General features: G+C 61.2%; 13 protein-coding genes and 1 pseudogene. 6 read left to right on the top strand and 8 right to left on the bottom strand.

The genetic code is table 11. From position 1 onward, the window contains the following. Positions 1 to 177, bottom strand: a pseudogene (locus BUE92_RS27730) (ribonucleotide-diphosphate reductase subunit beta); the annotation flags it as partial. A 355-nt stretch (positions 178 to 532) separates the two neighbouring features. Between BUE92_RS27730 and BUE92_RS06030 the strand changes: the two are divergent. Beyond that, a complete protein-coding gene (locus BUE92_RS06030) occupies positions 533 to 748 on the top strand; it encodes a TOBE domain-containing protein (protein WP_003173733.1) in 216 nt (71 codons plus the stop codon). A gap of 56 nt (positions 749 to 804) precedes the next feature. Here the strand turns inward: BUE92_RS06030 and BUE92_RS06025 are convergent, their stop codons facing one another. Beyond that, entirely contained in the window at positions 805 to 1,950 is a 1,146-nt protein-coding gene (locus BUE92_RS06025; RefSeq protein ID WP_073522518.1) for a MalY/PatB family protein, read from the bottom strand. A 201-nt stretch (positions 1,951 to 2,151) separates the two neighbouring features. On the opposite strand from BUE92_RS06025, the gene ggt reads away from it, so the two are divergent. After that, on the top strand, positions 2,152 to 3,876 hold the full coding sequence (gene ggt, locus BUE92_RS06020; protein ID WP_073522516.1) for a gamma-glutamyltransferase: 1,725 nt from the start codon (positions 2,152 to 2,154) through the stop codon (positions 3,874 to 3,876). Between the two features lie 110 nt (positions 3,877 to 3,986). Here ggt and BUE92_RS06010 read toward each other — a convergent pair whose 3' ends face one another. From BUE92_RS06010 to BUE92_RS06000, 3 genes are all read right to left on the bottom strand, one after another. Then, positions 3,987 to 4,517 (bottom strand): AAA family ATPase, encoded by a 531-nt coding sequence (locus BUE92_RS06010; RefSeq protein ID WP_073522513.1) that lies wholly within the window; start codon positions 4,515 to 4,517, stop codon positions 3,987 to 3,989. Continuing rightward, on the bottom strand, positions 4,514 to 5,077 hold the full coding sequence (gene pnuC / locus BUE92_RS06005; protein ID WP_073522511.1) for a nicotinamide riboside transporter PnuC: 564 nt from the start codon (positions 5,075 to 5,077) through the stop codon (positions 4,514 to 4,516). The genes BUE92_RS06010 and pnuC overlap by 4 nt, the downstream gene beginning before the upstream one ends. A 199-nt stretch (positions 5,078 to 5,276) precedes the next feature. Continuing rightward, complete coding sequence (locus tag BUE92_RS06000; RefSeq protein WP_073522509.1) at positions 5,277 to 6,911, bottom strand: methyl-accepting chemotaxis protein; 1,635 nt, start codon at positions 6,909 to 6,911, stop codon at positions 5,277 to 5,279. A gap of 225 nt (positions 6,912 to 7,136) precedes the next feature. On the opposite strand from BUE92_RS06000, the gene BUE92_RS05995 reads away from it, so the two are divergent. Both BUE92_RS05995 and BUE92_RS05990 read left to right on the top strand, forming a co-directional pair. Then, positions 7,137 to 7,967, top strand: coding sequence for an undecaprenyl-diphosphate phosphatase (locus BUE92_RS05995; protein ID WP_073522507.1), 831 nt, complete (start codon positions 7,137 to 7,139; stop codon positions 7,965 to 7,967). Continuing rightward, positions 7,964 to 8,347: a DUF1294 domain-containing protein gene (locus tag BUE92_RS05990; protein WP_073522505.1), complete on the top strand. Its 384-nt coding sequence runs from the start codon at positions 7,964 to 7,966 to the stop codon at positions 8,345 to 8,347. Before BUE92_RS05995 ends, BUE92_RS05990 begins: the two co-directional genes overlap by 4 nt. Here BUE92_RS05990 and BUE92_RS05985 read toward each other — a convergent pair. After that, complete coding sequence (locus BUE92_RS05985; protein WP_073522504.1) at positions 8,336 to 8,692, bottom strand: MmcQ/YjbR family DNA-binding protein; 357 nt, start codon at positions 8,690 to 8,692, stop codon at positions 8,336 to 8,338. The two genes, BUE92_RS05990 and BUE92_RS05985, sit on opposite strands and share 12 nt — an antisense overlap. Then, positions 8,689 to 9,597, bottom strand: a complete 909-nt coding sequence (locus tag BUE92_RS05980) for a LysR substrate-binding domain-containing protein (protein ID WP_073522503.1) — start codon at positions 9,595 to 9,597, stop codon at positions 8,689 to 8,691. The genes BUE92_RS05985 and BUE92_RS05980 overlap by 4 nt, the downstream gene beginning before the upstream one ends. Before the next feature lie 125 nt (positions 9,598 to 9,722). Between BUE92_RS05980 and BUE92_RS05975 the strand changes: the two genes are divergently transcribed. Further along, the gene (locus tag BUE92_RS05975; protein WP_073522502.1) at positions 9,723 to 10,334 is read left to right on the top strand and encodes an FMN-dependent NADH-azoreductase; all 612 of its coding nucleotides are present in this window, start codon (positions 9,723 to 9,725) and stop codon (positions 10,332 to 10,334) included. 190 nt (positions 10,335 to 10,524) lie between these two features. After that, a complete protein-coding gene (locus BUE92_RS05970; RefSeq protein WP_073522501.1) occupies positions 10,525 to 11,562 on the top strand; it encodes an alpha/beta hydrolase family protein in 1,038 nt (345 codons plus the stop codon). Here the strand turns inward: BUE92_RS05970 and BUE92_RS05965 are convergent. Next, positions 11,556 to 12,728, bottom strand: coding sequence for an MFS transporter (locus BUE92_RS05965; protein WP_073522500.1), 1,173 nt, complete (start codon positions 12,726 to 12,728; stop codon positions 11,556 to 11,558). The two genes, BUE92_RS05970 and BUE92_RS05965, sit on opposite strands and share 7 nt — an antisense overlap. Positions 12,729 to 12,885 lie beyond the last annotated feature (157 nt).

Raw genomic sequence — 12,885 nt, 5'->3', positions numbered from 1 at the left:
CTTGGCGCGCACGATGGCGGCGGAGTCGTTGGCAGTGACGGCGCGGGCTTCCACGGCGGCGGCAGCGCCGGCACCGTCGAGGCGGTCCATGTTGGCTTCGGTGGCGTGGCCGGCGTTGGCGCCTTTGATCACCGCTGCACCGGTGTCTTCGTTGTCGACTTCATCCCAACTCAGCATGGAAATACTCCTTCCTGGTACTCGAAAAATAAAAGTTTTTGCAGGCTACAAGGCATTGAAATACTGCGCGTAGTGTGGTCGGTAAATATCGATGCTGCACACTATGTAGTGGTCTGATCTGTTTATTGGCACACTATATGGGGTGTAACAAAACTGGTCAACGCACAAGATGTGCGGTCATAGGTCGCTGCCATACACAGATTCAGCAATCAACTGATCGGGAAGCATAACTGCGCATATGTCTTTATCGAATAAACAAATAGGTATTTATTCCTTTTGATATTCTCTCATGCAGCGCATGTTGAGGGCCTGCGCATTCGTGCGGATTGACCCAACAGCCAAAAGGAAAGCCGACATGACCATCAAAGCGATCAACGTGCGCAACCAGTTCAAAGGCGTAATCAAGGAGATTCTGCTGGGGGAAGTGGTGTCGGAAATCGACGTGCAGACCGCGTCGGGCATTGTGACGTCGGTGATTACCACGCGTTCGGTACGTGATCTGGAATTGAAGGTGGGCAGTGAGGTGATTGCCTTTGTGAAGTCGACGGAAGTGTCCATCGCCAAGTTGTGAATGAATAATGTGGGCGGGGATTGCTTACCCCTCCCACGAATGCTTCGTCGGGCAGGTTAGCGCTGTCGCAAGGCACGCTCCATGCGCAGCACACCTTCCTCCAGCATTGCCCGTGGGCAACCGAAGTTCAGGCGCACGAATTGCTGGCAGTCATCGCCAAATTCGAGCCCCGCGCTCAGGCCCACCTTGGCCTGTTCCAGAAAGAATTGCTGTGGGTCATCCAAGCCCAATGCGCTGCAATCGAGCCACGCCAGGAAGGTGCCCTGTGGCGCATGCATCACCACGCCGGGCAGGCGGGTTTTTACCGCGTCGAGCAGGTAGTCGCGGTTGGCTTGCAGGTACTGCACCAGCGCGCTGAGCCAGTCGGTGCATTCGCTGTAGGCGGCGCGGGTGGCTTCCAGGCCCAGGGGGCTGACGCTGTCGACCATGCCGCAGCGCGCCTGATTGAAACGCTCGCGCACCTCGGCGTTCTGGACCACGGCAAAGCAGGTCTTCAGGCCGGCCACGTTATACGCCTTGCTCGCCGACATCAGGGTGATGGTGCGCTGGGCAATCTCGGGGCTGAGGCTGGCGGTGGGGATGTGGCTACGGCCGTCGAAGCACAGTTCGGCGTGGATTTCGTCGCTGATGATCAATGCGCCGGTTTCCAGGCAGGCATTGGCTACCACCGTCAGTTCCTGCCGGGGAAATACCTTGCCGATGGGGTTGTGCGGATTACTCAGCAGCAACGCACCGGCACCGCTCAATGCCTGGCGCATCGCAGGCATAGGCGTGACGTATTCGTCGTTGATCAGCTCGAACGGCACTTCGATACGTGGCAGGTTCCAGTTGCCCGGCGCCAGACGAATCGGCCGATAGTTGGGGGTTTGCAGCACCACCGCCTGGCCGGGCTGGACGAATGCATGCAGGGCCATATTGAAACCAGGCTCGACGCCGGGCAGGAACAGCAGTTCTTCGGGCTGCACGCGCCAGGCGTACTTGGCCCACAGGTCAGCGACGATGGCGTCGCGCACGTCCGGGCCGGCCACGCTGTAGCCGAGAATCTGCTGGTCGAGGCGCGCGTGCAGGGCTCGCAAAATGGCGGGCGGCGCGGCGATGTCCATATCGGCGATCCACATCGGCAGAACGTCTTGCGGGTAACGGCTCCACTTGGTACTGCCGGTATCGAAGCGAGGGTGGATCGTGTCGAAATCAAAGCTCATGGACAGGCTCGTATCAGGGCGGCGGCGAAAGAATGGCGCCGATTCTAGCGCTATTAATTTTATAGGCCAGAGCTGATTACCGCCTCGCACAGCGGTGTGCGTTCCATGACCGACAAGTTCTGTAATAAAAACGCCATTGCGCTGGGGATTGAATCAGCGAGGGGCTATTTTGGTGCATCTCAATAATCAGAGTAGCCATGGATGAAATACCAACCCTTGAGTCACACCTTGATTGCTACCGCGCTGGTATTAACGATCCACGGGGTGCATGCAGCTTCCCAAGCCCCGGTTGCGGGTGAAAATGGCATGGTGGTGACGGCCCAGCACCTGGCAACCCATGTGGGTGTCGATGTGCTCAAGGCCGGCGGCAACGCGGTCGATGCGGCGGTGGCGGTGGGTTACGCACTGGCGGTGGTGTACCCGGCGGCGGGCAACCTGGGCGGTGGCGGTTTCATGACGGTGCAACTGGCTGACGGACGCAAGACCTTCCTCGACTTCCGTGAAAAAGCCCCGCTGGCGGCGACAGCCGATATGTACCTCGACAAGGCCGGCAACGTGGTCGAAGGCCTCAGCGCCAAAGGCCATTTGGCGGTCGGCGTACCGGGCACGGTTTCCGGCATGGAGCTGGCCCTGAGCAAATACGGCACCCTCAAGCGCGCCCAAGTGATTGCCCCGGCCATCAAGCTGGCGGAAAACGGTTTTGAGCTGGAGCAGGGCGATATCGACCTGTTGCACAGCGCCACCGGTGAGTTCGAAAAAGACCAGGATATGCGCGGCATTTTCCTGCATAACGGCGAGCCTATGCAGGTGGGCCAGAAGCTGGTGCAGAAGGACCTGGCCAAGACCCTCAAGGAGATCTCGGCCAAAGGCACCGACGGTTTCTATAAAGGCTGGGTTGCCAAGGCGGTGGTCGATTCCAGCCAGGCCGGCAAAGGCATCATCACCCAGGCCGACCTCGATGCGTACAAAACCCGCGAGCTGGCACCCATCGAGTGCGACTACCGTGGCTATCACGTGGTCTCTGCGCCGCCACCCAGCTCGGGTGGTGTGGTGATCTGCCAGATCATGAACATCCTCGAAGGCTACCCGATGGCCGACCTGGGCTATCACTCGGCCCAGGGCCTGCACTACCAGATCGAAGCGATGCGCCACGCCTACGTGGACCGCAACAGCTACCTCGGTGACCCGGACTTCGTGAAGAACCCCATCGAGCATCTGCTGGACAAGAACTACGCCACCAAACTGCGCGCTGCCATCGAGCCGCAAAAGGCCGGTGATTCCCAGGCCATCAAACCGGGTGTGTCGCCCCATGAAGGCAATAACACCACCCACTATTCCATCGTCGACCAGTGGGGCAACGCGGTTTCGGTGACCTATACCCTCAACGACTGGTTTGGCGCCGGGGTGATGGCGAGCAAGACCGGGGTGATTCTCAACGATGAAATGGATGACTTCACCGTCAAGGTCGGCGTGCCGAACATGTACGGGCTGGTGCAAGGCGAAGCCAACGCCATCGCACCGGGCAAGGCGCCGCTGTCGTCGATGAGCCCGACCATCGTCACCAAGGACGGCAAGGCGGTGATGGTTGTCGGTACACCGGGGGGCAGTCGCATCATCACTGCGACCTTGCTGACCATCCTGAATGTCATCGACTACAAGATGAATATCCAGGAAGCCGTGGACGCGCCGCGTTTCCACCAGCAGTGGATGCCTGAGGCCACCAACCTTGAGACGTTTGCCGTGAGCCCGGATACCCAGAAGATTCTCGAGAGCTGGGGCCATAAGTTTGCCGGTCCGCAAGATGCCAACCATTTGGCGGCGATCCTGGTCGGTGCGCCTTCTCTGGATGGCAAGCCGGTGGGTAACAACCGCTTCTATGGGGCCAACGATCCGCGGCGTAATACCGGCTTATCGTTGGGTTACTAAGGGTTTCACCCTTTGTGTAGGAGCGAGCTTGCTCGCGAAGGTCGTTAACGATAACGCGGGGTGCCTGATTCACAGCGGCGCACTCCGGTTTTTCGCGAGCAAGCTCGCTCCTACAGAGGGAGCGCGAGCAGCTGCTTTACGGCGGTAAATGCCGCCTGACGGCGCTGCGCCCAATCCCCACGAATCACCACCAGCGGCTGTCGATGCTCCTGCATCCACTCCAGGCTGGCCTGGAAAAATGCCCGGCGATCCGCCAGTTCCGGCTGGCAGCGCTGGCCGTCGGCACTCCATTCCACATCCTCGGGTGAGAGCAGCAGGTGCAGGTCGTAATGCCGCGCCAGTAGTTCGTCATCAAGCCAGCCGGGATAGTCGCCGAACAGGGTCTGGCTCCAGAGCTTGTTGGTCAGCAGGTGGGTGTCGAGGATCAGCAACGCGGGGCGTTTGGCGCGGGCGGCGTCCTCCCAGGCCAACTGGCCCTGGGCGATGGTCGGGATATCCGCCAGGGTGGTGTCGCGCTGATGCTGATCGATGAAGTGCCGCACATATTCCCCCACCATCAACCCGCCGAAGCGCGCGTGCAACTGCGCCGCCAGCCAGCTCTTGCCGCTGGATTCGGGGCCCGCCAATACCACCACTTTCATGCGCGCAACGCCGGGTCGGCGCGCCACTCGCGCCAGCCTTGCACGGCAATCGCGGTAAACAGGGCGTAGAGCGCGGCGGTGAGGTAGAGGCCTTTGTAGAGGAACAGGCCGACGAAGATCACGTCCACCACAATCCACAACGGCCAGCACTGTACGCGTTTTTGCGCCATCCACATCTGCGCCACCAGGCTGAAGCCGGTGAGGGCGGCGTCGAGCCAGGGCTGGGCGGCGTCAGTCCAGTGGGCCATGGCGGCGCCCAGCAGCAGACTGCCGACGGCGCCCACAGCCAGGCTGGCCATGATTGCCGGCGCCTTCAGGCTGGTGACCTGGCGGCCTTGCTTGACCTCGCCAGCGCGGGTCCACTGCCACCAACCGTAAACTTGCAGCGCCGCGTAGACCACTTGCAGCAGCATGTCCGAGTAGAGCTTGACCTCGAAAAACACCCAGGTGTAGAGCAACACCATCACCAGGCCGATGGGCCAGCACCAGGGGTTTTGTTTGACCGTCAGCCAGACAGCGATCACCCCCAGGGCGGCGGCGAACAGTTCAAGCCCGGACATGGCGGATCCTTGGGAGAGTGGGAGAGGGCGGTGATTGTACCCAGAGCTCACCGATCCTCAAACACAGCAATGCGTCATTGCCCTCTGTAGGAGCGAGCTTGCTCGCGAAGATCGTCAAGGTTACCGCGTATTGTCTGAATAACCGCGGTGCCTATGGGTTTTCGCGAGCAAGCTCGCTCCTACAAAAGGCTAATCAGCGCTAGATTCGGAATTGGCGCAGCAACCCATCAAGCTGCTCACTCAAGCCACGCAACTGCGCACTCGCCACGCTCGATTGCTCCGCCGCCAACGCCGTGCTGTGGGACAGCCCGGCGGCCTGGGTGACGTTCTGGTTGATGTCTTCCACCACATGGGCCTGCTGCAGGGTGGCGCTGGCAATCGAGGCGTTCAGGCCGTTGAGGTTGTGCAGTGCCTGGCCGATGGCGGTGAGGCTTGCACCGGCCTGGCCGGCTTGCTCGATGGTCAGTTGCGAGGCGCTGTGACTGTCGCTGATGACCTTGACCGCCGCTTCCGAGTGACCTTGCAGGCGCTCGATCATCACCTGGATCTCGGCAGTGGATTTCTGTGTGCGCTGGGCCAGCAGGCGCACCTCATCGGCGACCACCGCAAACCCCCGGCCTTGATCGCCGGCGCGGGCGGCTTCGATGGCGGCGTTGAGGGCGAGCAGGTTGGTCTGGTCGGCGATGGAGCGGATCACCTCCAGTACCCCGCCGATCTGCGTGCTTTCGCTGGAGAGTGTGCGGATCACCTCCACAGCCTGGCTGATGGTGGTGGAGAGCTGGTCGATCTGCTGCAAGCTGCCGTCGATGTTGACCTGGCCCTGTTGTGCCTGGGCCTGGGCATCGCGCATTTCACTCGCGGCGTGTTCGGCATTCTTCGCTACGTCCTGCACGCCGTAAGTGACTTCATTGATGGCGGTGGCCACCAGCTCCATCTGCTGCGACTGCTGCTGGCTGCGGTCATGGGCCTGGCTGGCGTTGTGGCCCAGCTCGGTGGACGACTGGCCCAGGGCGTTCGCGCACACCTGCAACTGGCCGACCACCTGGCGCAGCTTGGCGGTGAAGCTGTTGAAGTGCTGGGCCAGTTCGGTCAGTTCGTCACGACCGTGGGTGTCGAGGCTGTGGGTCAGGTCGCTTTCGCCGCTGGCGATATTGCCCATGGCATTCACCGCCGCCTGCAACGGCTGCACGATGCTGCGAGCGATCAACACCACCAGCACGGCCATCATCAGCGCAATGCCCAGGCCAATGGCCGAGGCTTTCCACACCTGGCCCCTGAATTCAGCCTGTACATCGTCCACGTAGACGCCGGAGCCGATAATCCAGCCCCAGGGTTCGAACAGTTGGATGTACGAGGTTTTCTCTACCGGCGCTTCGGCGCCGGGCTTCGGCCAGCGGTAGTTGACGATGCCGGCGCCCTTGGCCTTGGCCAGGCTCACGAATTCGTTGAACACGGCGAAACCGTCCGGGTCGCGAATCGCCGAGAGGTTCTGGCCGTCGAGCTTGGGGTTGGCCGCGTGCATGATCATTACGGGGGTGAGGTCGTTGATCCAGAAGTAATCATCGTGGTCATAACGCAGGCCGCGCACCGCGCTCAGGGCCTGTTGTTGCGCGGCGTCGCGGGTCAGTACGCCGGTTTTCTCCAGGTTCTGGTAATAGCTGAGTACGCCGCTGGCGGTCTGTACCACGTGCTGGGTCTGCTGGCGCTTGGCCTGGTAGAGGTCGCCGTGGATCTGGTTGAGCATCAACAGCCCCAAGGCCAGCAGCATCAACACGGCGACTATCAGGATCAGCCAAAGGCGGCGGCTGATCGACATGCTGCGCAAACTGTTCATCGTCCTGTCACTCCCTACTTTTTATAATTGTGGTGCTGCTTCGAGATTTCCGGCGTGTCTGATAGGCTTTCGGCCCGGAAACGGAAAACCTGAGTACTGCCTGATTTTTCACGAAATTTTTGCAGACCGGCGCCCCGCATCAACCTCGGGCGCTTGAGTGCGCTCGTCGTCAGTGAACTTAAAAAGACTAAGAGGCATGCCACGCGCATGACCTTTGGAGACAGCATGGATTTTTGGATCGCCATACAGGCATTGATTCTCGGCATCGTAGAGGGGCTTACGGAGTTCTTGCCGATCTCCAGCACCGGCCACCAGATCATCGTCGCCGACCTGATCAACTTTGGCGGCGAGCGTTTCGAAGCCTTCAACATCATCATCCAGCTCGGCGCGATCCTGGCCGTGGTCTGGGAGTTTCGGCGCAAGATCTTCGATGTGGTCGTTGGCCTGCCGACCCAGCCCCAAGCCCGCCGCTTCACGGTCAACCTGATCATTGCCGTATTGCCGGCAGTGGTACTCGGGGTAATCTTCGCCGACCTGATCAAGCACTACCTGTTCAACCCGATCACCGTAGCCGCGGCGTTGGTGGTGGGGGGCGTGGTCATGTTGTGGGCTGAACGCCGCCAGCATGCGGTGCGGGCTGAAACCGTCGACGACATCACCTGGAAAGACGCCTTGAAAGTCGGCCTGGCCCAGTGCCTGGCGATGATCCCCGGCACTTCGCGTTCCGGTGCGACGATCATCGGCGGCCTGTTGTTCGGCCTGTCGCGCAAGACGGCCACTGAGTTCTCGTTCTTTCTGGCGATGCCGACCATGGTCGGTGCGGCGGTGTACTCGGGCTATAAATACCGTGACCTGTTCCAGCCCGGCGACCTGCCGGTGTTCGCCATTGGCTTTGTCACCTCGTTCATCTTCGCGATGATCGCGGTCAAGGGCCTGCTCAAATTCATCGCCAGCCACAGCTATGCGGCGTTTGCCTGGTACCGGATCGCCTTTGGCCTGGTGATCCTGGCGACCTGGCAGTTCGGCTGGATCGACTGGACTGCGGTCAAGCCATGACTATCCAGCACCCACGCCTGAAGGCGCTGCTCTTTGTGCTGCTGTGTGCCGCGCCGCTGCTGGGTTCGGCGTTGCTGTGGTATCGCGGCGAAACGGTGATCCCGTTGATGGCTTACGGCGTGGTCAGCCTGGTGGCGTTCTTCCTGTACTGGAGCGATAAACGCAAGGCGCAGACCGAAGGCTGGCGCACCCCGGAAAACATCCTGCACGCGGTGGAGCTGGCCGGCGGTTGGCCTGGGGCGTTGATCGCCCAGCAGGTATTCCGGCACAAGACGCGCAAGGTGTCTTACCAGGTGCTGTTCTGGGTGATCGTGCTGTTGCACCAGGTGTTCTGGCTGGACCAGCTGTTCCTCGGCGGCACCTTGCTGTCAATCCTCTAGCCGCAAGCCAATCTGCGTGCGCTTGGGCAGCTTGCTGACCACCAACTGGTGGGAGCGCTGCAACAGGCCGCGCAGTTCCTCTGCGCCCAAAGGGTAGGGTGTGTTCATGATGACCCACTGCGCCCTCGCCAGGTAAGGCGCCGGGTGAATGCCCGGGCGGTCGACGTGACCCAGGAACAGCTCCTTGTCGACCTTGAAGGCCAGCGACTCACCGCGCAGGTTCTGCAAGGCGAACATCTTGTTGCCGGCAATCGAAAACACGCGCACGCCACCCCATTTGTAGTCTTCCCGTGCGCCTGGCAGGCCCAGGCAGAAACGTGCGACTTGTTCTTCCGTCATGCTCATAACAGCCGATCTCCACAGCCTTTGAAGCCTTCTTCCAGGTAGTCGATCCAGGCCCGGATGGCGGGCAGCACGCCGCGCCGGTGCGGGTAGACCGCCTGCAGCCAGCCGCCCGGTAATGACCATTGCGGTAGCAGCTGCACCAGCCGGCCGCTGGCCAGCTCCTCCTCGCAGTACATCATCGGTAGCATCGTAAAGCCCACGCCCATGATGGCGCTGGCCTTGCGCACGATAAAGTCTTCGATGCCAAGGCGGGCTTCCATGACCAGCTCATGCGTGTTGCCCTGGGGATCGATGATGCGTTGATGCACCATGCGGTCTGCCTCGAGCGCGCCGAGTATGGGCAGCTGTTTGAGGTCCTCCAGGGTTTCGACCCGCCGCTCACGCATGAACGCGGGGCTGGCCACCAGCACGGTATGTGCCTGGCGCAGACGTTTGGTCACCAGCAACGGGTCCTCATCCCCTAGTTCTCGCACGCGCAGTGCCACGTCAATACCTTCGGCTACCAGGTCAACGCGACGGTTGACCAGGTTCATATCCAGCTGCACCAACGGGTGCGCGGCAAGAAACCCAGCCACCAGTTCCGGCAGGATGTGCTGGGCCAGCCCCACCGGGCAACTGACCCGCAGCCGCCCACGCGGCTCGCTGGACATGCTGGCCACGGCCTCGTCGGCCATTTCCGCTTCAAGCAGCATGGCCTGGCAGTGGCGCAGGTAGCGTTCGCCGACGGCAGTGAGGGTCAGTTGCCGAGTGGTGCGCTGCAGCAAACGTGCACCCAGGCGGTCTTCCAGCTCGGCAATGCGCCGTGACAGCCTGGATTTGGGAATCCCGAGTAGCCGGCCAGCCGCAGCAAAACCGCCGGCTTCGACGACTTTGGCGAAATAGTAGAGGTCGTTGAGGTCTTGCATGGTGGGCCTATTGTCCTGTCAGTGGGACAAACTATCGCATTTCAGCTGGCTTATCGACCATTGGTTTCATGCGTAGCATCACCACCATCTGATCGCCACTGTCGATCCCACCTCGGAGATCCATCATGAAACTGTTGCACATCGATTCCAGCATCCTCGGCGACCACTCGGCCTCCCGTCAGCTCAGCGCCGGTGTGGTCAAGGCGTGGCAAGCCGCCCAGCCGGGTGTGGAAGTGACCTACCGCGACCTCGCCAGCGAAGGCATCAACCATTTCTCCGGCGCTACCCTGGGTGCATTGGGCACTGCCGCTGAACTGCGTGATGCAGCGCAAAAGCACGAGGCTGAACTGAGTGCATCGTCGCTGGCTGAATTCCTCGCCGCCGATGCTGTGGTGGTGGGTGCGCCGATGTACAACTTCACCATTCCCACCCAGTTGAAAGCCTGGATCGACCGCATCGCGGTGGCCGGCCAGACCTTTCGCTATACCGAAGCTGGCCCTGAAGGCCTGTGCGGCAACAAGAAAGTCATTATTGTCTCCACCGCCGGTGGCCTGCATGCCGACCAAGCCTCGGGCGCTGCACACGAAGGCTACTTGAAGCTGCTGTTCGGTTTCCTCGGTATCACCGACATCGAGATTGTTCGCGCTGAAGGCCTGGCCTACGGTGATGAAGTGCGCAGCAAAGCCATGAGCGACGCCAACGTGCGCATCAACGAGCAGCTGTTCGCCGCAGCGTAAGGCTTATGTAAATTTGCCGTGTCCTCGGTTTCATTCTGAAACCGAGCGCCTAAACTCTGTATTCTGATCGCCTGAGCGCGAGCGGAGTACGGAGTTTTTTCGTTGTGGCCCAGGTTATGCAGACATCCACTCGATACCCTGGACTTTTTATTCGACGGCCGGTTTTTATGCAGCAAAGGTGGACATCCCCATGATGCGTCTTTGTGCTGTTTTGGTTCTTTCGCTGTTGGGCGGCCTGGTTTCAGTGCACGCCGCGCCGGCACCGCACCCCCATTGGAGTGTGGGGTTTCATCGCATGAGTTTTCTCGACCCGCTGGATGCGCAGCCGATGAAAGCCATTGCGTTCTACCCCTCTACCGATGCCGAGCGCACCACCGCGTTGGGCGCCTACCATGTCGCGGCCGGCGAAGATGCCAAGGTGGCGATCGGGCGCTTCCCGATGCTGATGTTGTCCCACGGCAATACCGGCACGCCCCTGGCCCTGCACGATCTGGCTACGTCACTGGTGCGTAAGGGATTCGTAGTGGTGGCGGTCCTGCATCCCGGCGACAACTATAAGGACCACAGCCGCCTGGGCACGGTGAGTAATCTATATGGCCGGCCGATCCAGATATCCCAGGCGATCACCGCGACCCTGGCCGATCCGATGCTGTCGCCCTTTGTCGATGTCGATCAGATCGGCGTCATCGGTTATTCCGCCGGTGGCGAAACGGCATTAATCCTGGCGGGCGCCAAGCCGGATTTCGAACGTCTGCGCCGCTACTGCCAGGAACGCCCCGAAGACCGCGACGCGTGCACCACCAAGGGCGAGTTGGTGATCGATCGCGACGACTTGCAACCCCAGGCTGACCCGCGCATCCATGCCTTGATGCTGATGGCGCCGCTGAGCTTGATGTTCGGCCGCCACACTCTGGCGGACGTGCATGTGCCGGTGCTGCTTTACAGTGGCGATGGCGACCAACTGGTAGCAGTAGACAAAAACGCCGCCGCCCTGGCGCGCAAGCTGCCAGAGCCACCGGATTTCAAGCTGTTGGTCGGGGCAGGGCACTTTGTATTCATGGCCCCGTGCGACAGCGAGCAACTGGCGATGATGCCGGGCATCTGCACCGATGCCGATGGCGTCGACCGCGAAGGTATTCACCGCGATATGGTCTCCGAGGCCGGGCGTTTTTTCAGTCGCACCCTCGGTGAGGCGACACGCGCGGGCTTGCAGACCGCTGATCAGTAGGCACGGCGCCTGAGCAGTACGGTCAGGCCGAGCGCGCTGACCGACAGCAACGCGGCGCAGAAGAAGATCCAGCCGTAGCCGAGGTTCAACGCCACGGCGCCCATCAACGGCCCGGCAATCGCCAGGGCCAGGTCGAAAAACACCGCATAGGCACTCAGCCCCGCACCGCGGCTGCTGTCCGGCACTTGCTTGATGGCCTCCACCCCCAGCGCCGGGTACACCAGTGACAAACCAAAACCGGTCAACCCGGCGCCGATCAAGGCCACGCCGGTAGACGGTGCCAGCCACAACAGCGCCAGGCCCAGGGTTTCGATGATCATGCAGGCGATGGCGGCGGTGAACCCGCCAAACCGGCTGATGGCAGAAATGAACAGCAGGCGCGACAGAATAAAACACACGCCAAATACCGTGAGGCAATACGCCGCGCCGCTCCAGCCACGATTGAGGTAATACAGGGTAATGAAGGTTGTCAGCGTGCCGTAGCCAATCGATGCCAGGCACAAGCTGGTGCCAAACGGCGCGATGCGCCCGAACACTGCCCAAAACGGCAGCCGCTCACCGCGCACCACCGGCACCGAAGGTTTATTGCGGATCAGCACCAGCCCCAACCCCGCCAACACTGACAGGGCAATTCCCAGGCTGGTATAGCCATATTCCGCCACCATTACCACGCCGAGTGGCGCACCAATGGCAATGGCGCCGTAGGAGGCAATGCCATTCCAGGAGATCGAGCGCGCGGTGTGTTGAGTGCCCACCGCGCCCATGCACCAACTGATGGTCCCCACGCCAATCAGGCCCTGGGCCACGCCGAGCAGCAGGCGACCGGCGATCAGAATACCCAGGCTCAGGCTCGGCAGGCTTTGCACCAGTGTGGCAATAAAGGTCAGCACACCGCTGATCAGAATACCGACCAGGCCCAGCACGATTGCGCGTTTGGTGCCGACGTTATCCGACATCCGCCCAGCCATCGGACGACTGAGCAGCGTGGCCAGGTACTGCGAACCGATGGTGACCCCGGCCACCACGGCGCTGAAGCCCAGTTGCTCGTGCACATAGCCTGGAATCACCGCGATCGGCAGGCCGATGCAGATAAAGGCAATGAAGGTGTAGAAGACGATGGAGACGATCTGCAGGGTGATCGACAGGGAGGAGGGGGCGGCAGGCATGAGGACTCGATCGCTGGCGGGCGGTAAAAGTATCATGGCATATCCCGCCTCCCTGTAGGAGCGAGCTTGCTCGCGAAGAACGTCAACGATAACGCGGACTGCCTGATTCCGCGCGGTGCTCTCAGGTTTTTCGCGAGCAAGCTCGCTCCTACAGTAG

The sequence above is a fragment of the Pseudomonas fluorescens genome, from assembly GCF_001902145.1.
Lineage (GTDB): Bacteria > Pseudomonadota > Gammaproteobacteria > Pseudomonadales > Pseudomonadaceae > Aquipseudomonas > Aquipseudomonas fluorescens_BV.
The sequence above is the reverse complement of the archived record's forward strand: the minus strand, read 5'-3'. Positions and strand labels throughout refer to the sequence as shown.